This window comes from Gemmatimonas aurantiaca T-27, from assembly GCF_000010305.1.
In the GTDB taxonomy this organism is placed as follows: Bacteria; Gemmatimonadota; Gemmatimonadetes; order Gemmatimonadales; family Gemmatimonadaceae; genus Gemmatimonas; species Gemmatimonas aurantiaca.
The window spans coordinates 895,974-921,409 of record NC_012489.1 but is presented as its reverse complement, the minus strand read 5'-3'; the positions used below and the strand labels follow the sequence as shown (position 1 = coordinate 921,409).

Annotated in this window: 20 protein-coding genes; 16 read left to right on the top strand and 4 right to left on the bottom strand. The window is 65.5% G+C overall.

Annotated elements, in window-relative coordinates; all coding sequences use genetic code 11:
* The first annotated feature begins 124 nt into the window (after window positions 1-124).
* From GAU_RS03920 to gcvH, 3 genes are all read left to right on the top strand, one after another.
* Complete coding sequence (locus GAU_RS03920) at window positions 125-940, top strand: helix-turn-helix transcriptional regulator (RefSeq protein ID WP_012682255.1); 816 nt, start codon at window positions 125-127, stop codon at window positions 938-940.
* 96 nt (window positions 941-1,036) lie between these two features.
* Window positions 1,037-1,684, top strand: a complete 648-nt coding sequence (gene coaE, locus GAU_RS03915) for a dephospho-CoA kinase (protein ID WP_012682254.1) — start codon at window positions 1,037-1,039, stop codon at window positions 1,682-1,684.
* Between the two features lie 28 nt (window positions 1,685-1,712).
* Window positions 1,713-2,096, top strand: coding sequence for a glycine cleavage system protein GcvH (gcvH, locus tag GAU_RS03910; RefSeq protein WP_012682253.1), 384 nt, complete (start codon window positions 1,713-1,715; stop codon window positions 2,094-2,096).
* Between the two features lie 143 nt (window positions 2,097-2,239).
* Here gcvH and gcvP read toward each other — a convergent pair whose 3' ends face one another.
* Window positions 2,240-5,137 carry an aminomethyl-transferring glycine dehydrogenase gene (gcvP, locus tag GAU_RS03905; RefSeq protein ID WP_012682252.1) on the bottom strand — a complete coding sequence of 966 codons (2,898 nt, stop codon included), beginning with the start codon at window positions 5,135-5,137 and terminating at the stop codon, window positions 2,240-2,242.
* Window positions 5,138-5,354: 217 nt separating this feature from the next.
* On the opposite strand from gcvP, the gene GAU_RS03900 reads away from it, so the two are divergent.
* The 7 genes from GAU_RS03900 to GAU_RS03870 are packed head-to-tail and all read left to right on the top strand — an operon-like array spanning window position 5,355 to window position 13,315.
* Window positions 5,355-6,074 carry a lipoate--protein ligase family protein gene (locus GAU_RS03900; protein WP_052574226.1) on the top strand — a complete coding sequence of 240 codons (720 nt, stop codon included), beginning with the start codon at window positions 5,355-5,357 and terminating at the stop codon, window positions 6,072-6,074.
* A gap of 58 nt (window positions 6,075-6,132) precedes the next feature.
* Complete coding sequence (locus GAU_RS03895; RefSeq protein WP_012682250.1) at window positions 6,133-7,821, top strand: peptide ABC transporter substrate-binding protein; 1,689 nt, start codon at window positions 6,133-6,135, stop codon at window positions 7,819-7,821.
* A gap of 2 nt (window positions 7,822-7,823) precedes the next feature.
* Complete coding sequence (locus GAU_RS03890) at window positions 7,824-8,813, top strand: ABC transporter permease (protein ID WP_012682249.1); 990 nt, start codon at window positions 7,824-7,826, stop codon at window positions 8,811-8,813.
* A gap of 8 nt (window positions 8,814-8,821) precedes the next feature.
* Window positions 8,822-9,772 (top strand): ABC transporter permease, encoded by a 951-nt coding sequence (locus tag GAU_RS03885; protein ID WP_169307581.1) that lies wholly within the window; start codon window positions 8,822-8,824, stop codon window positions 9,770-9,772.
* Window positions 9,769-10,791 (top strand): ABC transporter ATP-binding protein, encoded by a 1,023-nt coding sequence (locus GAU_RS03880; protein WP_012682247.1) that lies wholly within the window; start codon window positions 9,769-9,771, stop codon window positions 10,789-10,791. Before GAU_RS03885 ends, GAU_RS03880 begins: the two co-directional genes overlap by 4 nt.
* Window positions 10,788-11,789, top strand: a complete 1,002-nt coding sequence (locus GAU_RS03875) for an ABC transporter ATP-binding protein (protein WP_012682246.1) — start codon at window positions 10,788-10,790, stop codon at window positions 11,787-11,789. Before GAU_RS03880 ends, GAU_RS03875 begins: the two co-directional genes overlap by 4 nt.
* A complete protein-coding gene (locus GAU_RS03870; RefSeq protein WP_012682245.1) occupies window positions 11,786-13,315 on the top strand; it encodes a peptide MFS transporter in 1,530 nt (509 codons plus the stop codon). The genes GAU_RS03875 and GAU_RS03870 overlap by 4 nt, the downstream gene beginning before the upstream one ends.
* A gap of 70 nt (window positions 13,316-13,385) precedes the next feature.
* Here the strand turns inward: GAU_RS03870 and GAU_RS03865 are convergent, their stop codons facing one another.
* Both GAU_RS03865 and GAU_RS22390 read right to left on the bottom strand, forming a co-directional pair.
* Complete coding sequence (locus tag GAU_RS03865) at window positions 13,386-15,113, bottom strand: hypothetical protein (protein WP_012682244.1); 1,728 nt, start codon at window positions 15,111-15,113, stop codon at window positions 13,386-13,388.
* Window positions 15,114-15,190: 77 nt separating this feature from the next.
* Window positions 15,191-15,781: a hypothetical protein gene (locus GAU_RS22390; protein WP_012682243.1), complete on the bottom strand. Its 591-nt coding sequence runs from the start codon at window positions 15,779-15,781 to the stop codon at window positions 15,191-15,193.
* A 153-nt stretch (window positions 15,782-15,934) separates the two neighbouring features.
* On the opposite strand from GAU_RS22390, the gene GAU_RS03855 reads away from it, so the two are divergent.
* Window positions 15,935-18,031, top strand: coding sequence for a glycosyltransferase (locus tag GAU_RS03855; RefSeq protein WP_012682242.1), 2,097 nt, complete (start codon window positions 15,935-15,937; stop codon window positions 18,029-18,031).
* Window positions 18,032-18,076: 45 nt separating this feature from the next.
* Here GAU_RS03855 and GAU_RS03850 read toward each other — a convergent pair whose 3' ends face one another.
* Window positions 18,077-18,292: a hypothetical protein gene (locus tag GAU_RS03850; RefSeq protein WP_012682241.1), complete on the bottom strand. Its 216-nt coding sequence runs from the start codon at window positions 18,290-18,292 to the stop codon at window positions 18,077-18,079.
* Between the two features lie 194 nt (window positions 18,293-18,486).
* Here GAU_RS03850 and lipA point away from each other — a divergent pair, with 194 nt between their 5' ends.
* The 5 genes from lipA to GAU_RS03825 all read left to right on the top strand — a co-directional run bounded on the left by lipA (window position 18,487) and on the right by GAU_RS03825 (window position 25,393).
* Window positions 18,487-19,398, top strand: coding sequence for a lipoyl synthase (gene lipA / locus GAU_RS03845; RefSeq protein WP_052574225.1), 912 nt, complete (start codon window positions 18,487-18,489; stop codon window positions 19,396-19,398).
* A 72-nt stretch (window positions 19,399-19,470) separates the two neighbouring features.
* Window positions 19,471-20,484 carry a pyruvate dehydrogenase (acetyl-transferring) E1 component subunit alpha gene (pdhA, locus tag GAU_RS03840; protein WP_041265983.1) on the top strand — a complete coding sequence of 338 codons (1,014 nt, stop codon included), beginning with the start codon at window positions 19,471-19,473 and terminating at the stop codon, window positions 20,482-20,484.
* A gap of 14 nt (window positions 20,485-20,498) precedes the next feature.
* Complete coding sequence (locus GAU_RS03835; protein ID WP_012682238.1) at window positions 20,499-21,479, top strand: pyruvate dehydrogenase complex E1 component subunit beta; 981 nt, start codon at window positions 20,499-20,501, stop codon at window positions 21,477-21,479.
* 12 nt (window positions 21,480-21,491) lie between these two features.
* The gene (locus GAU_RS03830; protein WP_012682237.1) at window positions 21,492-22,817 is read left to right on the top strand and encodes a pyruvate dehydrogenase complex dihydrolipoamide acetyltransferase; all 1,326 of its coding nucleotides are present in this window, start codon (window positions 21,492-21,494) and stop codon (window positions 22,815-22,817) included.
* A 107-nt stretch (window positions 22,818-22,924) separates the two neighbouring features.
* Window positions 22,925-25,393, top strand: coding sequence for a hypothetical protein (locus GAU_RS03825; protein ID WP_041265233.1), 2,469 nt, complete (start codon window positions 22,925-22,927; stop codon window positions 25,391-25,393).
* Window positions 25,394-25,436 lie beyond the last annotated feature (43 nt).

Sequence of the window (25,436 nt, the reverse complement as noted above, 5' to 3'; positions counted from 1 at the left end):
GCATGGGCGGCCCGAGCCGCCGCACCGGGCACAAAAGCCGGGACTGTGACGCTCCCCACGGCTTCCGCGTCCTGAAGGTGATGCGTTCCTTAACTCTCTTCATTCCCTTTGAACGGACCGTCGCATGGGCGTAATCGCGACGCTTCTCGCTCACGAACCCCGACTCGCCCGGCTACGTACCGCCGCGCGTGATCGGTATCGCTTCGTGCCTTGCGAGGATTGGACTTCGCTGACCCGTGCGTGCGAGCGCGGGCCGATCAATGTTGTCGTCTTCGATTTGTATGTCGATGGACGCGCGGACTTCGAACGCGTGCGTCAGTTGCGCGTCCGTGTGCCCCGGGCGGCCTTGGTGGCATATGTCGATATCACCCGCGAACGAGCGCGCGACATGTTCGACGCCGGTCGCTGTGGCATCGATGTGCTCATCGTCGCGGAAGAAACCGACACGCCGCAGTTGCTCGCGACGCTGCTCGACCAGGCCGAGGCACGCAGCGTGTCCAGCTTGCTCAAGCCGCATCTGGCCGGACTGCGCAGTGTGGTGCGTGACGCGGTCATGCTGTCGGTGACCCGTGCACACGAGCGCCTGACGCCGGACAGCCTGGCCCGCCTCATCGCGGTGTCGCGTCGTTTGCTGTCCAAGCGTCTCGAGGGGGCGCAGCTACCGCCACCGCATCAGTTGCTCACGTGGGGACGTCTGATCGTCGCCGCGAGCATGCTGGAAGACGGCTCGCGGAGCGCCGACGGTGTGGCCAGTGCGCTCGACTTCCCGTCGGGCAGCGCGTTCCGCAACACCTGCCAGCGCTACCTGGGGTGCACACCGCACCAGATCCGTCTGCGTGGTGGTGCCCAGTGGGTCATCCAGGAGCTGCTCGTCAATCGTGAGAAGCGACGTCAGGTCTCTGACATCGAAGAGGACATGCAGGACTCTGCCGCCGCGTGAGCAGTCGCGGAATGACCGTCTGACCGAGGCCCGGGGATAACCCGGGCCTTTGTCGTATGGTGCCGCGTCCGGAAGCCCGCGCGTTACCTTTGGGGCATGCTGCACCTCGCGCTCACCGGCAACATCGCGTCAGGAAAGTCGACCGTGTCCACCATGCTGGCCCGCCATGGCGCCACGATCATCGACGCCGATCAACTGGCGCGTGAAGCCGTGGCCGTGGGCACGCCAGGCCTCGAAGCCGTGGTCGACCGCTTCGGCGCCGGCATGCTGCAGGCAGACGGATCACTCGATCGTGCCGCGCTGCGCCGTGTCGTATTTCACGACGCCGCCGCACGAGATGCCCTGAATGCGATCGTGCACCCGACCGTGGGGCGGCTCCGTGAAGAAGCCCTCGCGGCCGCGCGGACCCGTGGCGACCGGGTGGTCATTTCCGACATCCCCCTGCTCTTCGAAGTTGGGCTCGAACACGCGTTCGATGGGGTCATCCTCGTGGACGCTCCAGCGCCCGTGCGGCTCGAGCGCATCGTACAGACCCGGGGGCTGCCGCGGGCCGACGCCCAGGCTATGATCGATGCGCAGTGGCCATCGGAACGGAAGCGCCGCGATGCACATTGGGTCATCGACAACGAGGGTGATCTCGCGACGCTGCAGGCGCGCGTGGACTCCCTCTGGACAACACTGTTGACCTTGCCGGCCGGTGGCCCGCTTCCGCAACGCGTGCCGACAGCGGATACTACGCCCTGAACGCTTTTCCCTTTCTCGTGGAGTCACCGTGTCGAACATCCCCGCCGACCTGCGCTATACGAAGGACCATGAATACGTCCGCACGACCACTGACAGCGGTGTCGTGGCCATCGGCATCACCGATTTTGCGCAGGGTGAGCTGGGCGACATCGTCTACGTCGAGCTGCCCAAGGTTGGCGCGACGTATGGCGAGCACGATGTCTTTGGCACCGTGGAAGCCGTAAAGGCCGTCTCCGAGCTGTTCATGCCGGTGTCCGGCGAAGTGGTGGAGGTCAACGGGCGTCTCGATGGAGAGCCCGCGTTGATCAACACCGATCCTTATGGCGACGGCTGGATGATCAAGGTGCGCCTCGCGGCCGGCGGTGACGCGGGCCTGATGACAGCCGACGAATACAAAGCACAGGTTGGCTGAGCAAGGTTGCGGCCCACAGCGGTATCGGGTGTGAAGCTGCGGGTTGTAGGCTGTGAGTGGTAAGTGATAGGAACTATGGAAAGCCCCCCAGACCACGCGTGGTCTGGGGGGCTTCGTTTTCTTGCTTCACCAAACCCGATCCATCACGCCGACGGCGCGTAGTCTTCGATCGGTGGGCAGGCGCACACGAGATTGCGATCACCGAACGCACTTTCCACGCGGCGCACAGCCGGCCAGAACTTGCGATCACGCGTCCACGCCGTGGGATACGCCGCCTGCTGCCGCGTATACGGGTGCGACCAGTCGTCGCTCGTGCAATGCGTCGCCGTGTGCGGTGCGTTCTTGAGCACGTTGTCTTCGCGATCGGCCTCACCACGTTCCACCGCGGCGATCTCTTCCCGAATGCCGATCATGGCTTCGATGAAACGATCGATTTCCGCCTTCGACTCGCTCTCGGTGGGTTCCACCATCAGCGTGCCGGCCACCGGGAACGACAGCGTCGGAGCGTGGAAGCCATAGTCCATCAGGCGCTTCGCAATGTCCTCGGCCTCGATACCAGCCGACTTCACATTGCGGGTGTCCAGAATGCACTCGTGTGCCACGAGGCCATGCTGGCCGCGATAGAGCACCGGGTAGTGCGCCTCCAACCGCTTGGCGATGTAGTTCGCGTTCAGGATCGCGATCTTGGTGGCCAGTGCCAGCCCTTCACCGCCCATCATCTTGATGTACACGTACGAGATGGGCAGGATGCTCGCGCTGCCCCACGGCGCCGCCGACACCGGGCCGATGGCCTGGTCGCCGCTCACCGACACCACCGGATGCGTGGGCAGGAACGGCACGAGCTGTGATGCCACACCAATGGGACCCATGCCCGGGCCGCCACCACCGTGTGGGATACAGAACGTCTTGTGCAGGTTGAGGTGACACACGTCGGCGCCAAGATCACCCGGGCGAGCGATGCCCACCATGGCGTTCATGTTGGCGCCGTCCATGTACACCTGGCCACCATGACGATGGATGATCGCCGTGATGTCCTTGATGCTCTCTTCGAACACCCCGTGCGTGCTGGGATAGGTCACCATCAGCGCGCCCAGATTGGCGGCGTGCTGCGCGGCCTTGGCTTCGAGATCGGCCACATCGATGTTGCCATCGGTGTCGGTCTTCACCACCACCACGGAAAAACCGGCCATGACGGCGCTGGCCGGGTTGGTGCCGTGCGCCGACTGCGGGATGAGGCACACGGTGCGATGGCCTTCCTTGCGCGCTTCGTGATACGCGCGGATGACCAGCAAACCGGCATACTCGCCCTGGGAACCCGCATTCGGCTGCAGCGACACACCGGCAAATCCCGTCACCTCGGCGAGGTCATGTTCGAGCTCCTCGAACATCTGCGCATAACCTTCGGCCTGCGAACGCGGCGCAAAAGGATGCAACTGCCCGAACTCGGGCCACGTCACCGGAATCATCTCCGCCGTGGCGTTCAGCTTCATCGTGCATGATCCGAGCGGAATCATGCCATGCACCAGCGAAAAATCCTTGGCCTGCAGCGAATAGAGATAGCGCAGCATCTCGGTTTCGCTGTGATAACGATGGAACGTGGGGTGCGTGAGGAACGGCGTCACACGACGGAAACGCTCGTCGTAGCGGGTGTCCACACCGGCCGCCACATCGTCGTAGCTGAAGTCAGCCGCGGCATTGCCGTTGAACACCGCCCACAGGTCGGCGATATCGGCGGCCGTGGTCGTTTCGTCCACGGCGATGGTGAGCGTACCCGGCTCCAGCACCCGCAAGTTCATCTGACGCGAGTCGGCGGCCGCCAGAATGTCCTGCTGACCATGCGCACCAACTTCCACACGAATCGTGTCGAAGTAGTGCTCGTGCATGATGGCAAAGCCCAGCTTCTCGAGACCCGCGGCAAGCGTCGCGGCACGACCGTGCACGCGCTCGGCAATCTGCACCAGCCCCTTGGGGCCGTGATACACCGCGTACATGCTGGCCATGACCGCCAGCAACACCTGCGCCGTGCACACATTGCTGGTGGCCTTCTCACGACGGATGTGCTGCTCGCGCGTCTGCAGCGCCATGCGCAGCGCCGGGGTGCCTTCGATATCGCGCGACATGCCGATGATACGACCGGGCAGCAAGCGCTTGAACTCATCGCGTGTCGCAAAGAACGCCGCGTGCGGGCCACCGTAACCCATCGGCACACCAAAGCGCTGCGAGCTGCCAACGACCATGTCCGCGCCCCATTCCCCCGGCGGCGTGAGCAGGCACAGCGCCAACAAGTCGCTCGCCACAATGGTCAGTGCGCCGGTGGCATGCACCTGTTCACACAGGCCGCGATAGTCGACCACCGCGCCGTCGGTGCCGGGGTACTGCAGCAACACGCCAAACACCGTCGCATCGGCGGCCATCTGGGCCGCATCGACCACGCGCACCACGATGCCACGCGCTTCCGCTCGTGCCTGTACCACCGAGATCGTCTGTGCATGACAATCGGACGCCACGAGGAACACGTTGCGGGTGGCGTTGCCCTTGGCCGCAAACGCCAGTGCCATGGCCTCGGCCGCAGCCGTGCCTTCGTCGAGCAGGGACGCGTTGGCGATCTCGAGCCCCGTGAGATCGATCACCAGCGTCTGGTAGTTGAGCAGCGCCTCCAGACGGCCCTGCGCGATCTCGGCCTGATACGGCGTGTACGCCGTGTACCACGCCGGATTTTCCATGATGTTGCGCAGGATGACGTTCGGCGTGTGGGTGCCGTAGTAGCCCATCCCGATGTAGGAGCGGTACACACGATTGCGCGACGCGATCTGTCGCAGCGAGGCGAGGACCTCGGCTTCGGTCTGTTCTGCACCGGTCTGCAGCGTGCTCCGGAAGCGGATCGCTTCGGGCACCACTGCGTCAATAAAGGCATCGAGGGTGGGATATCCGAGCGTCGACAGCATTGCCTGCTGATCGGCGGCGCTGGGACCCACATGACGCGGAATGAACGAATCGCCCGCCGCGGGTGCGGGCGAGATGGTGCGCGTGGCCATGACCATCCTCTGGAACGGACAGGACCTCGCGGCCCTGCCCGATGGAAGCAGCTTGAAGCGGCGTGAAGCAACGTGGTTGGGGGCCGACACCACAGCCCGGCGTCCTGACATGCCGTACGGTGTGTGCAGCCTGTCTAATTTAACCAGAATGTTGCCCCGCCGAGCGGTTCTCCCCACCACCTGGTCCGTCTGGCCCTGTGAGCCGGCCGATGGACCAACGAACATGGCCATCGATGCCGCGCTCCTGGCCCAGGCGGTGCCCGGAGTCGCGGTCTGGCGGTGGTATGGCTGGTCAGCGCCCACGGTCTCCTTCGGACGCAATGAGCGCGTGGCCGGTCGCTTCTCGCCGGACAGTCTGGCCAAGGCCGGGCTGACCGCAGTACGGCGTCCAACCGGAGGCCGGGCCCTGCTCCACGCCCGCGAGATCACCTACAGCGTCACGGTGGGACTGGCGAGCGAAGCCGGTTGGCGGGACGCCTACGATGCGGTGAACCACATCCTGCACGGGGCCCTGCGTCACATGGGCGTGGACGTGCAGCGCGCTGGCGCGCAGCCTCCGGTGGCACCGGATGGCCCGGTGTGTTTCGACCTGCCTGCCGAAGGCGAGCTGGTGGTCGAGGGACGCAAGCTGGTGGGCAGCGCCGTCTGGCGGCAGGGCACCCGCTACCTGCAACACGGCAGCATTCTGCTGCACGACGATCAGGCGATGCTGGCCACCGCGTCGATGCAACCCATGGACCCGATTCCACCCGCGGCGGCACTTTTGCAGATGCCCGGCATCAAAGACGCCGAAACGGCGCGGGCGACGCTCGATGCCGCCGTACGGCACGCGTTGCCGCGTGATGCGATCGTGACCGCGTTCACCGCTTCCGCGTCGCTCCTCGAAGAGATCGACGTACAGCACCGTGTGTTCACCAATGCGGACCAACTCTGGCGCCGCTGACGCACGCTCCGCATCGTTCGATGGTGTTCCGACTTTGACTCGCCTCACCCCGCCCGCCATGATCCCGACCCGATTCCGACGCAGCGTCCTGGTACATGGCGTGATCGCATCCCTGTGCGCCGCGCTCGCGGCCTGCGGTGACGCGGCCCGTACGCCAGGTGACACCGGCGAAGCGGGCGGCACCCTGATCGTGGCCGTACCCGCCGAGCCGGCGACCCTCTTTCCGCCGTTGGCCGAAGGCAGTCAGGACGCAGCCATCATCGGCGCGGTGTTTGATCGCCTGGCCGAGATCGGCCCCGCACTGGAAACCTATGGCGACGGTGGCTTCCGTCCCCGCCTGGCCAGCTCCTGGGTCTGGGCCGGTGATTCCCTGTCGATTGCGTTCACCATCGATTCTCTGGCCCGCTGGCACGATGGACAGCCGGTGGTCGCCAACGATGTGCGATACACCTTCCAGGTGTACACGTCCGATTCCGTCGCGGCCAGCAATCGCTCGATGCTCGGCAACATCGATTCGGTCAGCGTCCGTGATCCACGCACCGCCGTCTTCTGGTTCAAGCGTCGCACGCCGCAGCAGTTCCATGATGCGACCTACCACATGTACGTCCTGCCGTCGCACCTGCTCGCCGGCACGTCGATGAAACAGCTTGCGGCCTCACCGTTCGCACGCAATCCGGTGGGCAGCGGGCGGTTCCGCTTTGGTAGCTGGGTGGCTGGCCAGCGCGTCGAGATCGTGGCCGACACCAGCAATCCGCGCGGGCGCGCCAAGCTCGATCGCGTGATCTGGAGCATCGCGTCCGACTTCGGTGCGGCCACGGTGAAGTTGTTTGCCGGCGAAGCGGACTTCTTCGAATACATCCGCCAGGGTGACCTCGGGCAGATCGCGCGGGCACCGTCGCTGCGTCTCGTCGACAATCGCGCGCTGCAGTACTTCTTCCTCGGCTTCAATCTGAACGACGCCTCGGGCAGTGCGGCGCCACACCCGATCTTCGGCAACGTGCAGGTGCGCCGCGCGCTGCACATGGCGGTCGATCGAGCGTCCATCGTGCGCAACGCCTACGACTCGTTGGGGTTGGTGGCGCTGGGGCCTGCGCCGCGTGCACTCATTCCCGACACCACCAGCTTCAAACAGCTCCCCTACGATCCGACCGCCGCCCGTGCCATGCTCGATTCGGCCGGATGGCTCGACACCAACAACGATGGGGTGCGCGAGCGGGATGGGCGACGTCTGTCGTTCGAGTTGCTGGTGCCCAATTCCAGTGCGGGACGGCGCAGCCTGGCCATCCTGCTGCAGGAACAGTTGCGGGCCGTGGGCGCTGAAGTGAAGCCCCTGGTGCTCGAAGTGAGCGCGTTCTCCACGCGCACCGATGGCCGAAAGTTCGATGCCTACATGGGGGGCTGGGCCAGCTCACCGGGATTGGTGGGCATGCCGCAGACCTGGGGTGCGAAGGGCTCGGGCAATGTCGGTCGGTATCGCAGCATGGCATTCGATGCGCTGGTGGACAGTGCCCTCACCACGTTCAATCGTGAGGCCAGTCATCGATACTGGGCACGCGCCTTCCAGCAGATCGTGAACGATGCGCCGGCCATCTGGCTCGCCGAACAGCGCGCGCCGGTGGCGTTGCACAAACGCTTCATCGTGCCGCCGCTGCGTCCCGACGGGTGGTATGCCGACCTCGCCGACTGGCGCGTGGATCCTGCCCAGCGCATCGATCGCGATCGCATCGGCCTCGGCGCCGCGCGCTGATCGTGTCGTCTCGGCGCCTGCTCGCACGCACCTGGCAATGCGCGCTGGTGATCCTGACGGCGGCGACCCTCGCCTTCTTCTGCCTGCATCTCGCTCCGGGTGATCCGGCGGCGGCATTGGGCGACGCGGTCCCGCCCGATGTCCGCGCGCGCATGCGGGCACTGTATGGCTTCGAGGAACCGTTGCTGACGCAGTACGGCCGATGGCTGGGGGCCCTGCTGCAGGGTGATCTGGGATGGTCCACCCAACAGCGACGCCCTGTGTCCGCCGTGTTGATGGACGCCCTGCCCAACACCTTGATGCTGATCCTGCCGGCCTTTGTGCTGAGTGCAGGCATCGGCATGGCCATCGGGGCCTGGCAGGGCGCACACGCCCGCTCGCGGCGTGATCGCATCACGTCGACCATGCTGTTGGTCATCTACTCGGTGCCCGAATTCTGGCTGGCGATGGCGCTGATGCTGCTGTTCGCGCGCACATGGCATCTGCTGCCGGCCACCGGCGTGACGAGCGAGCTCTATCCCTACCTCAGTACCAGCGCGCAACTGGTCGATCGCCTGAAACATCTCGTGCTGCCGGTGACTTCGGTGGCACTCATCGGTGTGGCCACCTTTGCGCGATATCAACGCAGCAGCATGCGCGACACCGTGGACCTGCCGTTCGTGCGCACGGCATCGGCGAGTGGGCTGCCGCGTGCGCGTGTACTGCGTGGCGCCTGGAGAGCCTCCCTGCTGCCCGTGATCACGCTTGCCGGCGTGTTGCTGCCGTCCTACCTGGCGGGTGTGATCTTCGTGGAACAGATCTTTAGCTGGCCCGGCTTGGGCTACGTGCTGCTGCGTGCCATCGCCGCACGCGACTATGCCGTCGTGGCGTCCTGCGTGGTGCTTGGCAGCACACTCACCGCGCTGGGTGCCTGGTTCGCGGAGTGGCTGCGTGAACGCGCCGATCCCCGACTGCGCGCGAGTGCGGCGTTGCACACGACGGTGAGCGCGTGAGCCTGGACGTGTCCTGGCCATCGTCGGCGAGCATTCGAGGATCGGACCGCAGTCTGTGGGTGCTGCTTGGCACACTGACGCTGCTGGCGATTGCGGCTCCATGGGTGTCCCCGTATGCCCCGGAACGGCAACTGGATATCGTGGCACTCCGCAGTGCGGCCCCATCCTGGATGCACCCGTTCGGCACCGACAGCTTCTCACGCGATGTCCTGAGTCGCGTGCTGCACGGCGCGCGGATTTCGCTGGGGTTTGCATTGGCCGCCGTGTTGCTCGGTCTCGTGCTCGGGACGACGTATGGCGCGCTCACCGCGTTCGCGCCGCGCACCGTTTCGACCATCCTGCGTCGCGCGATCGATGTGGCGCTGTCCATTCCCCGTCTGCTCGTGCTGCTCGCGCTCACGGCGTTTCTCGGACCGCTCTCCGTCTGGCAACTGGTGCTGTTGGTGGGATTCACCGGCTGGTTTGCCACGGCGCGACAAGTGACCGATGAACTCGACGCCCTGCAGCGCCGGGAGTTTGCGCTGGCGGCGCAGGCCATGGGCGTGCGCACCGCGCGCCTCTTTCACCGGCATCTGCTGCCACATCTGGCACCGCTCCTCGCCGTGACCGGTACGTTTGCGGTGGCCAACACCATCGCCCTGGAGGCCGGCCTGAGTTTCCTCGGTCTGGGCATCCAACCGCCGACGGCCAGTTGGGGCACCATCCTGCAGGACGGAGCCGGGTCCATTGAATCGGAATGGTGGATCACCGTCTTTCCGGGACTTGCCACCATCGGTGCGGTGTTGCTGTGCAATATCCTCGGCGATGCCTTGCGCGACCGGTTCGCCCCGGCGCACGTTGCGGGCGTCGTGACCCCCCTGCCGGGTGCCATCGTCAGTACTTCCAGTGACTCACCGTCGAACGACCAGCGTGCGATCGGTGACCCCGAGTCCTTCCACCGTTCCGCACCCCGGACGTGAACGCTCCTTCTGCTCGCGCCCTGCTCGATGTGCGATCGTTGCGCATCGCCTTTCCCGCCTCGCCTGCCCCGGTGCGCGTGGTGGACGGCGTGGACCTGGCGGTGGAGGCTGGTGAGACCGTCTGCATCGTGGGCGAGTCCGGGTGTGGCAAGTCCATGACCGCACTGTCGTTGCTGCGCCTGGTCCCTTCTCCGGGGCAGATCGCCACGGGCTCGTCGATCGTCTTCGATGGACAGGACCTGCTCTCGCTCGACGAGCGTTCCCTGCGCGCCGTGCGTGGCCGGCAGATGGCCATGATCTTCCAGGAACCCATGACGGCGCTCAACCCCGTGCTCACGGTCGGGGATCAGATCGCAGAAGTGGTGCGCGTGCACACGAAGTGCTCGGCGCGGGAGGCGTGGACGCGTGCCGTGGAGATGCTCTCGCAGGTGGGGATTGCCGATGCCGCTGCGCGTGCGCGGCAGTACCCGCATGAGTTGTCTGGCGGTATGCGTCAGCGCGTGATGATCGCCATGGCGCTGGTACTGTCGCCCAAGCTCGTCATCGCCGACGAGCCCACCACGGCACTCGACGTGACCATTCAGGCGCAGATTCTCGACCTGCTGCGCACCATGCGTGAACGCTCGGGATTGGCGCTGTTGTTGATCACGCACGACCTCGGCGTGGTGGCCGAAATGGCATCGCGCGTACTGGTGATGTACGCCGGGCGCGTGGTGGAGGAAGCGCCGGTTCAGGAGCTGTTCGCGTCGCCTTCTCACCCGTACACCGAAGGACTGATGGCAGCGATGCCGCGCCTGGGTCAGGAGCAGGATCGGCTCACCACCATTCGCGGCAGCGTACCGCCCCCCAACGCCTTGCCCAGCGGCTGCACCTTTCGCGACCGCTGCCCGCATGCGTTTGATCGTTGTGCACAAGAGGAACCGGCACTGCTGACCGTGGGATCGTTGCATCGTGTGCGCTGCCATCTCGTCGAAGAGCCACAGCGTCGACGCCTGCCGGTGACCGAGGGCGCCGCATGACCGGTCCCCTGCCGCTCGTATCGGTGCGCAACCTGCGCAAGCATTTTCCCATTCGCTCGGGGCTGCTGCAGCGGGTGACCGGCGCCGTGAAAGCCGTCGACGACGTGTCGTTCGATGTCGCGTCCGGGGAAACGCTGGCGCTGGTGGGGGAATCCGGGTGTGGCAAGACCACCACGGGTCGCGCCCTGCTGCGACTGATCGAACCCACCAGCGGCAGTGTGCATATCGAAGGCACCGACCTGCTGGCGCTGCGTGGAGAATCGCTGCGCCGCATGCGGCGTCATCTGCAGATCGTGTTCCAGGATCCGTACGGTTCGCTCAATCCCCGCATGACGGTGGGAGCAGCCATTCGCGAAGGCCTCATCGTGCACGCCATTGCGGAAGGTGCCGAGGCGGATCGTCGTGTGGCACGCCTGCTCGATGAAGTCGGATTGCGCCCCGAATACGCCGCGCGATATCCACACGAGTTCTCGGGTGGACAGCGGCAACGCATCGGTATCGCACGCGCATTGGCCGTGGAGCCTCGGTTCATCGTGTGTGATGAACCCGTATCGGCACTCGATGTCAGTGTGCAGGCACAGGTGGTGAATCTGCTGCAGGATCTGCAGCGCGACCGAGGCCTGGCCTACCTGTTCATCGCCCACGACCTCGCGGTGGTGGCTCACATGGCCGATCGGGTGGCGGTCATGTACCTGGGGCGCATCGTGGAGCTGGCGCCACGTCGGCAACTGTTCAGCGGGCCGCGGATGCCGTATACCAAGGCATTGCTGTCCGCCGTGCCGGTCCCCTCACCGGGAGTGCCGCGGCACCGCATTCTTCTCCCGGGTGATCCCCCGTCACCGGCGAATCCGCCCAGTGGCTGTGTGTTTCACCCGCGCTGCCTGCACCCTTTGAAGGACGCCAGTTGCACCCAGCTCGTGCCTCCGCTGGAGGAGAAGAGTCCGGGACATTTTGTGGCCTGCCTCAAGGAACCGTCCACCTCGACCCCCACCCCATGACACACGTTGCGACGCAGGTCGCCGATCGCTCGTTCTTCGGCCATCCGCGCGGACTCGGGCTGCTCTTCGCGGCCGAAATGTGGGAACGCTTCTCGTTTTACGGCATGCGCGCACTGCTCGTGCTGTACCTCGTGAACGTGTTGGAGTGGGACAAGGTCAGCGCGGCCAGTCTGTATGGCACCTACACCATGCTGGTGTATCTCACGCCACTGATCGGCGGCTATCTCGCCGACAAGTACATCGGCACCCACCGCGCCCTGCTCATCGGCGGCGCCGTGATTTCCGCAGGACACTTCGTGTTGGCTCTGCCGGGCATGCAGGCCTTCTATGCCGGACTGGGGCTGGTGGTGATCGGCACGGGCTTCTTCAAGGCCAACGTCTCCACGATGGTGGGCCAGCTCTATGAAGCCGGTGACACACGACGGGATTCGGGCTTCACGCTGTTCTACATGGGCATCAACACCGGTGGCTTCCTTGGACCGCTGGTGTGTGGCTATCTCGCACAGAGCCCGCGGTTCGGTTGGCACTATGGATTCGCCGCCGCCGGTGTGGGCATGGTGCTTGGCCTGATCATGTATTCGCTGCTCAAGCGGAAATACCTCGGCACTATTGGCGACATTCCGGCGGCACGCCTCGCACCGGCCACCGACACGGTGAACACAGCATCCGCCATGCCGGATGTGTCCATACGGAACGGTATCGTCGGCGCGGTAGTGGGCGGTGTGCTGGCCTGGCTGATCTCCTCGGGTAGTCTGCTCGGAGTCATGGTGGGTGCCACAATTGGTGGTGCGCTCGCGATTTCCGTGCTCGGCACCAGTGGCGAAGAGCGCAATCGCGTGATCGCACTGTTCATCGTCGCGTTTTTTGTCGTGTTCTTCTGGGCAGCATTCGAGCAGGCCGGATCGTCCATGAGCCTGTTTGCCGACAAGAACACCAATCTGCAGCTCGGGTCCTTCACGATTCCATCGAGCTGGTTCCAGTCAGTGAACTCGTTCTTCATCATCGCCTTCGCGCCGATCTTCGCGTGGATGTGGGTGGTGGTGGGCAAGCGGGGACTCGAGCCCAGCACACCACTCAAGATGTCGATCGGTCTCGCGCTCATCGCGATCGGTTTTGGCATCCTCATGATCGGTGGCAGCCAGGCCGACACGGGCGTGAAAGTGTCGCCGATGTTCCTGATCGGGGCATTCCTGTTCCACACCTTCGGCGAGTTGTGCCTGTCGCCAGTCGGCTTGTCGTACGTGACCAAGGTGGCGCCCGTGCGTTTTGCCTCGCTGCTGATGGGCGTGTGGTTCCTCGCCAACGCTGCGGCCAACAAGGTGGCCGGCTTCCTCGCCGGCTATACGCCGCTGCCAGGAGAGGCCGCCGCCGCTCCGCAGGCCGGATTCGGTGGCTACATCCAGCAGCTCGCCGGCACCAATCGCGGCTTCTTCTCCATCTTCGTGGTGTCGTCGCTCACCGCCGCCATCGTGCTCTTCTTCTGCGTTCCGTTGCTCAAGCGGCTCACACGTACCGTGAAGGCCTGATCGACACAGGCAACACCCTGAGACGCTCCAACACCCTCTGCGATTCAACGTCTCGCGGAGGGTGTTGGTGTTATGGCCAGGTGAAGAGGCTGGATGGGGCGGTGCGTTCGCGCGAGATGCTCACATCGTTTGGCTCGCGCCAGAAGATGCGGCTGCGATCGAGGCTGCTGATACGCACTTCGAACCGCCGACGTGGATCGCTGCTGATGGGCACACCGAAATCGACGCGCCACAGTCGACGTGAACGTGGCGGTACCGCGGCCAGCACGGACACGCCAATGGCGCCGCGCCACGGGGAGTCCACGGAGTAGGGCACCGACTGTTCCGCCCACAGACGACCGGCTTCGCCGAAGGCGGCGAAACCGAAGTCACCCACGTTGAAGCGCGTGGGCACCACCAGACGCTGCTCGCCGCGAAACACGAGGCGGCGCGCACCAGGATCCCGCGAGTTGCGGTGCCCCATCACGCCGCCATCGAGGTCGGCGAGTGACACCTGAAAAGGACTGCGCATCCGCCGACCCGTGGCCCAGTCGGCCTGCAGCACCGTCGTCTGGCGCACCGCAGGCCGGAAGTACCACGCGGTGTGCCCACTCCCCACGATGTTCTGCCATTGTTTGGCATCGAGATCGTAGCGCGCCTCGGTGATGCCCTGAAGCGCCACGAACCACTTCTCGTTGCCGGCACCGGCATAAATGTTCGACGAGAAGAATCGATCGCGGTCGAACCCCGGCCCCATGTTGAGCGAGTGGCCACCGACCAGACCGATCTGCGCGCCCACACGGACGTCCTGGGTGCCGGTGAGCGCGTCGAACCCCTGCACTGTCACGAATCGAATGGCGCGGATGCCCAGCAACAGATTCGCCCGCGCCACGTTCTGCCGCCGAAACAGCAATGGCTGCGCGTCGATCGTGTCCGGACGCACCCCTTCCGGCGTGAGCATGATGGTGTTCGAATCGGCGCGCGTCACTTCCCGCGTGAACGACAGGCCGATCAGCTTGAGCCGACCCACCGACCCCACGCGCGTCAGCGCACTGAGGTTGCCGTAACTGCGCCGCACGTTGACGGCATTGTCGGGGAATCCGGACCGGAACAACCGCTGCGGGTCGCGTGTGCCGCCCACCGATGCCTGCCACGCGAACCGCTGCAGATCGGTGTAGTACGGGCGCACAATCTCGAGCTCCATGCGTTGTCCGAACGTGTTGCGACGACCCACGAGGTGCAGTTCGTTCCGTCCGCCACCAAACTGGTAGTCGCTGAACTCCACCCCCAGCACGTCGTTGTACGCCAGTCCATCACGCCATTCGACAGCGGCCAGCGTCGCGGAGCCGTCGACATTCCCGTCGCCGAGCCGGATACCGCGAAACCGTGGTGATGTCGCGCGCACCCGCGGCTCCACGATCAGGCTGAAATCGTCGCGCGTCTCCACCTCGAGGCGCACGCCTCCCTTCTCGTCGTCGTAGGCGTGGATGCGGGCGTCCACGAGGAATGGCTGCGCGCGCAGAATGCGTTCCGATTCGGCGCGTTTGATCTGATTGCAGGCATCGCCGACCTTGAACAACAGGAAACGACGGATGACTTCATCGCGCGTTTCCATGTGCAGCGTGCGGGCAAGCGTGCGTCCCCACTCCAGTTGACGCGGTAAGCGATCCTTGAACGGCGGCTGCGCGATCACCACGATGTCATTGATCGGCTGACCGGAACAACCGGTGACCGCCAGACGGCCCTGACTCGACGCCGGTCGCACACGTGCGGAGTCGGGGCGCATGTTCTGCGCCGACGTCTCTCGGGCGGCAAACATGGCGCACAACGTCGCACACAGGGTTGGACGGGATGCCGACGACAGTCGGGCGCACCACGTGCGCGTCACACGTTGGATCACTTCCCCATGCGCCGTTTCAGTTCGGCCAACCGATCGTCTGCAACGGCCTCCCGCTCGGCCCGGGTGCGGCGCACTGGGGTACCCGACGCGGTATCGGGGCTTCCGCCGAACGATCCGTCGCCACTCGGGGGACCATCACCGAGCAGTTCATCGAGTTCACGCGCGGCGGCCGCCTCCGGTGAAGCTGCAGGGTCCTGCGCGGGCAACCCCGACATGACACGTCGCAGCTCGACACTCATGGCTTCGTAGTCACGCTCGGTGACCGTGAGTTCCTGCTCCTGCGCCATGAGCTTGGTCTCCAGCATGGCCACCCGCTCGGCGTGCTGAGCGGCGAAGCGTTCGGCGATGGCCACGGTCTCGGTATCCCCGATCTCCACCGCGTAGCCCATGCGGCGGCGGACCGTTTCCAACTCGGTCCGCTCGGCCTGCAGTCGTGCCTCGGTCGCCGCTTTGGCCGCGGCCAGGTCCCGGAGGGCCAGTTTCGCGTGCACGAGGGCATCGCGCATGCCGTGGGTGGCACGGCGACGCTCGTCGGGGTTGAGTCGGCTGGAGAACGCGCCCAGCGCGTCACGAAGCTCATCAAGCATGTATGGGAAACTACGGGGGATGGCGCGGCGCGGGAACGCCATGGGACGCTTCGCGCGCGAAACCGCACCACCGGCGCCCCCCTGCTGTTATTATCGACCAGTTGCTTCGGCCCCGGGTTTCCTCGGGGCACCTTTGTCCCTGTAACCGGTCCCGTGCTCTACCTCGCCATCCCCGCGTACAACGAGGTTGCCACCATCGGCGTCCTGCTGTGGCGGCTCCGCACAGTGCTCGCTGAGTTTCCGCGCGAGTACGAAGTCGTCGTCTACGACGACGCGAGCACGGACGAGACGGCGGCAGTGGCCGAGCAGTATGAGCGCGCCATGCCGGTGCGTGTCCTGCGCGGCACACAGCATCTGGGGTATGCGGGTGCCACCGACGCCCTGCTGCGTCACATCGCGAACGCCACGCGATATCCGCGACGGGATGCCGTGCTGCTGATGCAGGGCGACTTCACCGATCCGCCGGTCCTGGTGCCGGAATTTGCTCGCCGGTTCGAAGGGGGCGCGGATCTGGTCGTGGGCGAACGCACCGTGGTCGCCGACGCGCCCGTTCCGGTGCGCCGCCTGTTCCGCGCCGCACACTGGGCCATGCGTCCCTTCGTGCGGGTGGACGACGTGCGTGATCTCACCGCGTCCATGCGTCTGGTGCGCATTGCCGCGTTGCGTGATGCCCTGCGTGTGGCGGGCAACGCGCCATTCCTGAGTGGCGATAGCTGGACAGCCAACGCCGACCTCCTGCTCAAGCTCGCACCTCATGCGCGGCGGGTGGAATCGGTGCCATTGGAGCCCACCTATGGCGTTCGCATGCGGGACACGCGTCGCGTCGCGATGCGGGATGGGCTGGCGGCACTGAAGTGGGCGTGGGGCGCCCGGGGCCGGAAGGCGGTGTTGGGTTCGGAAACCGATGCCGCGGATGGTGATCGTCGTCCGGAACGAGGCAATACGCGTCGACGGGAAGAGCGAAAGGATGATCGTCGAAGCGACCGTCGCGACGAGCCTGAGCTCTCCGTGGAGCGACTCCGCGAAAAAGTGCGCGAACGCGAAGGCACGCGGGGGCTCGATGGCGCACCGCCGCCGGAATCCCGTCGCGAGCGGCAGCGTTCCCGTGATCGGGAACGGGAAGCGGAGTCACGCGCGAACGAGCGGGCACCGGAACGTGGCGCAGAGCGTGGTGCAGAGCGTGGTGCAGAGCGCAGCGCTGAACGGGCAGCGGGCGAACGCTCCTCCCGTCGTGATCGGAGCAGCGAGCAGACCACCGAGCGCACGGCAGACCGTGCCCCGGAACGCTCCGGCCGTCCGGAGCGCGGCGAGTCCTCATCGCCCCGTGAGCGTCCCTCTCGTCCAGAGCGTCCGGATCGCGCCCGTGTCCGCGCCGAGCAGTCGGAAGGCGCGTCGGACGGTGCAGCGGAGAACGTCCGTGAACCGCGCCAGGCGCGGGCGCGCCACAGTGAGGAGCAGACCTCGGAATCCCGTCGGCCACGCCGTGAGGGGGTTCGGGACGAGCCTCTGCGCGCCGCGCTGGATGATGGGCTCGAATTGGACGATCCGTTTGCTCCACCGCCGCAGCGTCGCGATCGGCTCGAGCAGGTGCTCGACGCCCGTCCCGACCGCACGCGCCCGCGCGATCCGGCGCCCGAGGTGGTCGTCACGCCGCCCGACCAGCCGTCCAACGAGACGCCGAGCCTGATCGATCAGGCGCTCGATCGCAACGATGCGCCCGCCCACGATGACGAGCCGCAGGATGCGGACGCTGCGGAAGGGAGTGATGACGGTGGCGAAGACGGTGCAGAGGCTGAGGGGCAGCCTCGCAAGCGACGTCGGAATCGCCGCAGCCGCCGTGGGCGTCGTCGTCGTGGCGACGCGGAAGGCAGCGCCGAAGGAACCACCGAGAGTGATGCGGAAGGTGGAGCCGACGACCTTTCGAGTGAAGGTGGCCGTGAAGCCGTCGACGATGCGGACGACACCCCGTCCGACAATCCCGCTCCGCGTCGTCGCCAGCGCCCGATGGAAGGCGCGCCGGTCGCCCGACGCCAACAGGACGCCATCTCCGAAGACGGATCGGCCGGCAGCGCCATCGAAACGCCGGACGATCTGGCGGACGAGGTCTCGGACGAGTTTGACGAAGAGGCTTCAGCCCGCCCGCGCCGCAGAGGACGTCGGGGTCGACGTGGGGGCGCGCGCCGCTCGCGTGGGCGACGCGAGCGGGGCGACGGCGCGGCAGAAAGTGATGCGCCCGACGGCGACGACTGAAGCGGTGCAGCAGGTCGGGCGAAAAGGCCCGGGGCGGTGCGAGGCTTAGCCTCGCACCGCCTTTTCAATGCGTTCCGCCGTGGCCGGACTGACGATCCGGATCACGAAGTACACGACCGCGCCCACGAGCAGGATGCGCACGGCCAGCCAGAGCAACGCGAACAACAGCGCCACCAGCGGCCCGAGCAACCCAAACACCAGCTTGAGGGCCACCAGGCCCACGAGCGCGATAAGACCAACCGTAAACAGAGTGCGAAGCATGAGCGCCTCAGCGCGAAGTAATGTTCGTTCTCATTACGCACAGCCCCGGCGTTAGGTTTCCGGCACTATGAATTCCGGCTATTTGCCGTTTAATGGTTACCTTGCTGTTTCCCCGGAGAGCACCGGGGACTAGCTTCCCCAGTTCACGCCCCGCCAGGTCCGACTGGACCCCGCGGGCCACACGCTGGCAAGGTATGGCCGAGCAACTCGTTCAGATCATGGGGCGCCACCGCCGCGATCCGCTCCCCGAGCGGAAGCCGCAGTGGCTCAAGGTGAAGGCGCCCGGCGGAGACAATTACATCCGCCTCAAGCACCTCATGCGGGAACTCAACCTGCATTCGGTGTGCGAAGAAGCACGTTGCCCGAATATCGGGGAATGTTGGGAACACGGTACGGCCACGTTCATGATTCTGGGCAGCGTCTGTACGCGGAATTGCGCCTACTGCGCCGTCTCGCATGGGCGTCCCCCGGCGTACGATATCGAGGAACCGTCCCGCGTCGCGCAGGCGATCGGTGAACTCAATCTTCGCCACGCGGTCATCACGTCCGTCGACCGCGACGACCTGCCCGATTTTGGTGCGTACATCTTTGCCGAAACCATCCGGCAGATCCGCCAGCGCCTGCCCGGATGCTCCGTGGAAGTGCTCGTGCCCGATTTCCAGGGCAACGAGGACTCCATCCGAGCCGTGCTCGAAGCACGCCCGGACATCTACAACCACAACACCGAAACCGTCCCGCGCCTCTACAAGAAGGCACGTCCAGGCGGTCGGTACCCGCGTCTCCTCGAGATCTTCCGCATCGCCAAGCGGATCGCGCCCGATATCCCCACCAAGACGGGCATCATTCTCGGACTCGGCGAGACGAACGAAGAAGTCGTGGAAGTCATGAAAGACCTGCGCTCGGTCGACGTCGACATCCTGACGTTGGGCCAGTACCTGCGCCCGTCGGACTCCCACATCGAACTCGACCGCTATGTGAAGCCGGAAGAGTTCCGCTGGTTCTACGAGGTCGGCATGCAACTGGGCTTCCGCCATGTCGAAAGCGGCCCCCTCGTGCGCTCCAGCTATCACGCGTGGGAGCAGGTGCAGGCCGCCTCGCTGGCCTGACACCGCTCACGCGCCTCCTTCCCTCCACGACGGCTTCTCCAGATGCCCGCCAAGAAAAAATCGGACACCGCGGTGTCCTCCAAATCGGAGAGCACCGCTTCGGCGGCACGCACCGATCAGCGCACGCTGCACCGGGAACTGCTGTACTCGATGCTGTTGCAGCGCCGATTCGAAGAGCGTTGCGCCGAGATGTATGCCATTGGCCGTATCGGTGGTTTCTGCCACCTCTACATCGGTCAGGAAGCCGTCTCGACCGGCGTGATCGCGCAGCTCCGCTCCGACGACTACATCATCACGACCTACCGTGATCATGGGCAGGCGCTCGCCCGGGGCATGACACCGCGCGCCGTGATGTCCGAACTCTTCGGCCGCCAGGACGGCTGCGCGAAGGGCAAGGGCGGCTCGATGCACATGTTCGACAAGCAGCTCGGCTTCCTCGGCGGACACGGCATCGTCGGTGGGCATGTGCCCATGGCGGCCGGTGTCGGCTTCGCCATCAAGTATCGGGGCGGCGATCAGGTCATCGCCTGCTTCATGGGCGAGTCGGTGGTCAACACCGGGGCGTTCCACGAAGCGCTGAACATGGCCGCACTCTGGAAGCTGCCCTGCGTGTTCATCATCGAAAACAATCGGTATGGCATGGGCACCGCGCTGGAGCGTGCGTCGTCCATTCACGACATCTACAAGCGTGGCGCGTCGTACGACATGCCGCGTGACGTGGTCGACGGTCAGGATGTGCTGGCGGTGCGCAAGGCGATGGCCGAGTCCATCGAGCGCGCCCGCAAGGAGAGCATGCCCACGCTGCTCGAGATCCGCACCTATCGCTTCATGGGTCACTCCATGTCCGACGCGGTGAGCGGCACCTACCGCACGAAGGAAGAACTCGAACAGTACCTCAAGCGTGATCCCATCGTGCTGCATCGCCAGCGCATGGAAGACGCCGGAGAGATCACCGCCGACGAAATCACGGCGATGGACGAAGAGATCAAGAAGCTGGTGCAGGATAGCATCGACTTCGCGGAAGCGAGCCCGGAGTTGCCCCTCGAGGCGCTCATGGAAGACATCCTCGTCGAAACCACGAGCTGAGGGCGCCAACGACCATGGCCATCATTACGTACCGCGAAGCGCTCAATCAGGCGCTGCGCGAAGAGATGCACCGCGACGACCGTGTGTTCCTGATGGGCGAAGAAGTCGCCGTGTATCAGGGCGCCTACAAGGTGTCGAAGGGACTGCTGCAGGAATTCGGTGAAATGCGTGTCGTGGATACGCCGATCACCGAGTTGGGATTTGCCGGTGTGGGTGTGGGCGCCGCGATGGCAGGCCTGCGCCCGATCATCGAGTTCATGACGTGGAACTTCGCGCTGCTCGCCATCGACCAGGTGGTGAACGCCGCGGCGAAGCTGTTGTACATGTCGGGTGGCCAGTTCCCGATGCCCATGGTGTTCCGTGGCCCCAATGGCGCGGCGCTGCAGCTTGGCGCGCAGCACTCGCAGGCGTGGGAGTCGTGGCTGGCCCACATCCCCGGGCTCAAGGTGGTGGCCCCCGGCACACCGTACGACGCCAAGGGACTGCTCAAGGCCGCTATCCGCGATGACAACCCGGTGTGCTTCCTTGAAGGCGAAATGCTGTACAACACCAAGGGCGAAGTGCCCGAGGAGGAGTACATCATTCCGCTCGGCAAGGCAGAGCTCAAGCGGGAAGGTGATCACTGCTCCATTATCACGCATGGCAAGATGGTGCTGGTGGCCATGCAGGCCGCTGACCAGCTCGCGAAAGACGGCATCCGCTGCGATGTGGTGGACCTGCGCACCATCCGCCCGATGGACGTGGACGCCATCACGGCTTCGGTGAAGAAGACCAATCGTGCGGTGGTGCTGGAAGAAGGCTGGGAAATCTGCGGCGTTGGTGCGCAGGTGGTGGACTATGTGCAGCGGTACTGCTTCGACGACCTCGATGCGCCCGTTGTCCGCGTGCACCAGGCCGATGCGCCCATGCCGTATACCAAGAGTCTCGAGAAGGCAGCAAAGCCCGATCTGCCGAAGACGATCGCGGCGGTCAAACAGGTTCTTTACATCGACTGACCAGGCGGCCACATGGCGACAAAAGTGATGATGGAGGCGCTCTCTCCCACGATGGAAGAAGGGCGCCTGGTGAAGTGGGTCAAGAACGTCGGTGATGCCGTGAAGTCCGGCGACACGTTGGCCGAAGTCGAAACCGACAAGGCCATCATGGAGCTCGTCGCGCGCGGCGACGGCATCCTGCGTGCCCGTCTCGTCGAAGAGGGCACCACCAGCCCCATTGGTGCCACGATCGGTGTCATCGCCGCTGCCGACGAAGACATCAGTGCGCTGACCAGTGGTGGTGGTGCAGCAGCGCCTGCGGCCGCCGCACCGGCTCCAACGGCCGCGGCAGCGCCCGCCGCCGAAGCTCCGGCCGCCCCAGCGGCGGCCCCGGCTACGCCCGCTCCCGCAACACCGGCAGCTCCGGTGGCGGCGGCAGCAGAAGCCGCCGGTCCGGTGCGGTCCTCGCCGCTCGCCCGCCGACTGGCGGCCGAGCGGGGACTCAGCCTGTCTGCCATTCAGGGTTCCGGCCCGAATGGTCGCGTCATTCGTCGCGACATCGAGGCCGCGGGCAGCACAGCGGCCAGCACGGCCGCCGCACCCGCTGCCGCCAGTGCGGCGCCGAGTGCGTCCACCAAGCCCACCGCGGCCGCGGCACCTGCCATCCAGATCGAGGGCGAATACAAGGACGTCGCGCTCACCCAGATGCGGAAGACGATCGCCCGTCGCCTCGGCGAATCGATCGGCCCCGTACCCACGTTCTATCTCACGTCGGAAATCGACATGACGAACGTGGTGAAGTTGCGCGAACAGATGGTGGCCGCCGGCGATGCGTTCAAGGTGTCGATCAACGACATCATCATCAAAGCCGTCGCCGTCGCACTCACGCGCCATCCGGAGTGCAATGCCCATTGGATGGGGGATCACATCCGTTATTTCGCGGCCGCGCACGTCGGTATGGCCGTGGCGACGGATGATGGGCTGATCGTGCCGGTCATCCGCGATGCACACACCAAGGGACTCGGACAGATCGGGCGGGACGCCCGCGAGCTGGCCAAGAAGGCCCGTGAGCGCAAACTGACGCCGGCCGAATACTCGGGCGGGACATTCTCGGTTTCCAACCTGGGCATGTTCGGTATCGACCAGTTCACCGCGATCATCAATCCGCCCGAGGCTGCCATCCTCGCGGTGGGCTCTACCGAGACCAAGCCGATCTGGGACGGTAACGCCTTCGTACCACGTCAGCGCATGCGCGTGACGATGAGCTGTGACCATCGAATCATTGACGGCGCGGTCGGCGCGCGGTTCCTTCAGACGTTCAAGCAGTTGCTGGAATCGCCGCTGCTGATGGTCTTCTGACCGACATGCGGGCCGGTCAGCGTAGTCCGGGGTACTACCGGGCCTGCTGACCGGTCTTCCAGTATCGTATCTCGGGAATTTTGGATTTCGCTCTCAGGATGCCACCGATGGTCCAACATCGAACGCCCCGATTGACTGCGCCGCTGCGCACGATCGGGGCGTTTGTGTCTCGGATCCGAGTGAGCGTCTTGTGGGCCATGTTCGTGGGTGTCATGGTCGCCTGCCATGAACGCTCACTCATCGATCCCGACCTGTTTCCCGCAGCGCTCGCGATCAACATCGAAGGGCTGCCCAATGGCGCCGACGCCGATGTGCGCATCAGTGGCCCCAGCGGATTCTCCCGCACCCTGACGTCGAGTGACTTCATCGCGCCGGTGGTGTCCGGCCGATACTCTCTGCGCATCGGCGACGTGCGCAGCGGTGGCTTCACGTACGCGGCCTCACCGGCCCAGATCGACATAACCGTGCAACCCGGTGACACACTGCGATACCGAGTCCGGTTCGAAGTGGCCACCGGTGCGCTGGCGGTGCAGATCAGCGGGCTGCCTGGAGGGGTACCCGCGTCCGTGCGCATCAATGGCAACGGGCTTTCGCGTGTGGCAAATGGGAGCGTCATCTTTGGCGACTTGCCGCCCGGCGCTTACACCGTGACCGTCGACTCCCTCAATGCCGGTGGCACCGCATTCAAGGGTACATCACCAGCGCAGGTGACAGTGACGGCGTCACTGATCCCAAGTTCGCTGGCCGTCGCCTACAGCAACGTGCAGGGCGTGGTGCTCTTCAGCGCCACCGGTCTACCGGCTGGTACAACGCCCCTGCCGATCGAATCACGACCCGTCGCGCGGATGCAAGGACCATTGCAGGTCGATCGCCTGGTCGGCTTCGGTGAATTGCTCGCGTTGCCGGTTGGGAACTACACCATCTCCCCACAACCGGTGACGATCGGGACGCGACTGTTCACGCCCACCGCGCGCAGCCTCACGCGCACGATCAACAGTCCGGTGCGTGACACCATCGCGATCGCCTTTCAGGAAGTCACGACACCCATCAATCTCACCATCGACAATGTGGTGGTCACGCAAGCCGTGCAACGCGCCGACAACGGGATCCCGTTGGTCATTGGCCGAGACGCACTGCTGCGCGCCTTCGTGCGTGCCGACCGCCGCACCACGTTGCGACCACTCGCACGCGCACGCATCTACGATGGCACCACCGCCATCGCCACCCTGCTGCTGACGCCACCCGATTCCGGTGTGCCCACCGTGCCGGTGGACGCTGCGCTCGGTACCACGTACCGCACGCGCATTCCGGCCGAGTTGGTGCGCGCGCAACTCCGTGTGTCGGTGGAAGTTGATCCGGACAGCACGCTGGGCGAATCACAACGCAGTGACAATTTCTGGCCCACCGGTGGCCAACCGCGCCCCATCACGGCCACCACCGTACCGACCTTCGCCGTGCGATTCGTACCGATCTCGCTGAACGGCGCAATGGGTGACATCACGGCGGCCGCGCAGGAACGGTACCTCGCCGTCGCGCGCACCCTGTGGCCCATCGCACAGGTCACTTCCGACGTCCGAGCCGCCTTCACATCGGCGGCACCTGCGTTGCACCCCACCGACGCCAACGGTGGCTGGAACACGTTGCTCAATGAACTGCGTGCCCTCAAGACACTCGACGGAGCCCCCGCCACTACGCACTACTACGGCGTCGTGCATCCGTCGTATGCCGAAGGCATGTTCGGCCTCGCGCTTGTCGGCACACCGGTAGCCGTCGGCTGGGACCGGCGTGATGTGGGCACGATCGCCGCGCACGAATGGGGACACAACTTCGGGCGTACGCATGCTCCGTGCGGCGACGCGCCAAACGTCGATGGCAACTATCCCCACATCGGTGCCGCCATTGGCCTGGTGGGATGGAACAGTGCCAACGATGCGTTGCAGCCGGCGAACACCCCGGACATCATGAGCTATTGCACGCCGGCCTGGGTGTCGGAATACAGCTACACCCGTGCGCTGACGTTCCGACAAGGGACCATCGCCGGCACCAGCGCCCGTCCGGTGACCGCGGTGACCGGAGACGGCCTGCTCGTCTGGGGGCGTGTCGTATCCGGACGACTGATCGTGGAACCCGCGTTCCGCGTCACGGCGCCGATCACCACGCCGTCCGCCACACCCACGCATGTGGTGGAACTGATGGGTGCCACGGGCCAGGTGCTCGTGCGATTTCCGTTCGAAGCCGAACGCGTGAGCGACGAATCCCCACGACGCGGCGCGACGTCCGATCTGCAGTTCGCCGTGGTCATCCCGTGGAGCACCACGGTGGACTCGGCGATCGCGTCCATTCGCGTGCAGGACACGCGCTCGCCACTGGTTTCCGTGGTGCGCCGGCGCGCTGCGAACAGCCCGATGGCACTGCTGCAGGATATGCGCACCGGAGCCGCACGGGGTTTCATCCGCGGCACAGATATCACGTCCTCGGCCCACAACACCGCACAGCAGGAGTCGAAATACCGCACGCGCGGTCTGCGCGTGCTCTGGTCGGACGGTGTGCGTTCCCAGGGGACACCCGACCACTGACGGAAAAATGACGGGGATTGCGGAATTGGCGTGCCCGAACGCA

Excerpts from the sequence above, each read along its gene's own strand:
- gcvP (WP_012682252.1), bottom strand. The coding sequence starts at position 5,137 with ATGGTCATGGCCACGCGCACCATCTCGCCCGCACCCGCGGCGGGCGAT.
- GAU_RS03825 (WP_041265233.1), top strand. The coding sequence starts at position 22,925 with ATGGTCCAACATCGAACGCCCCGATTGACTGCGCCGCTGCGCACGATC.
- GAU_RS03830 (WP_012682237.1), top strand. The coding sequence starts at position 21,492 with ATGGCGACAAAAGTGATGATGGAGGCGCTCTCTCCCACGATGGAAGAA.
- GAU_RS03900 (WP_052574226.1), top strand. The coding sequence starts at position 5,355 with ATGGCCATCGATGCCGCGCTCCTGGCCCAGGCGGTGCCCGGAGTCGCG.
- GAU_RS03895 (WP_012682250.1), top strand. The coding sequence starts at position 6,133 with ATGATCCCGACCCGATTCCGACGCAGCGTCCTGGTACATGGCGTGATC.
- GAU_RS03850 (WP_012682241.1), bottom strand. The coding sequence starts at position 18,292 with ATGCTTCGCACTCTGTTTACGGTTGGTCTTATCGCGCTCGTGGGCCTG.
- GAU_RS22390 (WP_012682243.1), bottom strand. The coding sequence starts at position 15,781 with ATGCTTGATGAGCTTCGTGACGCGCTGGGCGCGTTCTCCAGCCGACTC.
- lipA (WP_052574225.1), top strand. The coding sequence starts at position 18,487 with ATGGCCGAGCAACTCGTTCAGATCATGGGGCGCCACCGCCGCGATCCG.
- GAU_RS03835 (WP_012682238.1), top strand. The coding sequence starts at position 20,499 with ATGGCCATCATTACGTACCGCGAAGCGCTCAATCAGGCGCTGCGCGAA.
- coaE (WP_012682254.1), top strand. The coding sequence starts at position 1,037 with ATGCTGCACCTCGCGCTCACCGGCAACATCGCGTCAGGAAAGTCGACC.
- GAU_RS03875 (WP_012682246.1), top strand. The coding sequence starts at position 10,788 with ATGACCGGTCCCCTGCCGCTCGTATCGGTGCGCAACCTGCGCAAGCAT.
- GAU_RS03870 (WP_012682245.1), top strand. The coding sequence starts at position 11,786 with ATGACACACGTTGCGACGCAGGTCGCCGATCGCTCGTTCTTCGGCCAT.
- GAU_RS03920 (WP_012682255.1), top strand. The coding sequence starts at position 125 with ATGGGCGTAATCGCGACGCTTCTCGCTCACGAACCCCGACTCGCCCGG.
- GAU_RS03865 (WP_012682244.1), bottom strand. The coding sequence starts at position 15,113 with ATGTTTGCCGCCCGAGAGACGTCGGCGCAGAACATGCGCCCCGACTCC.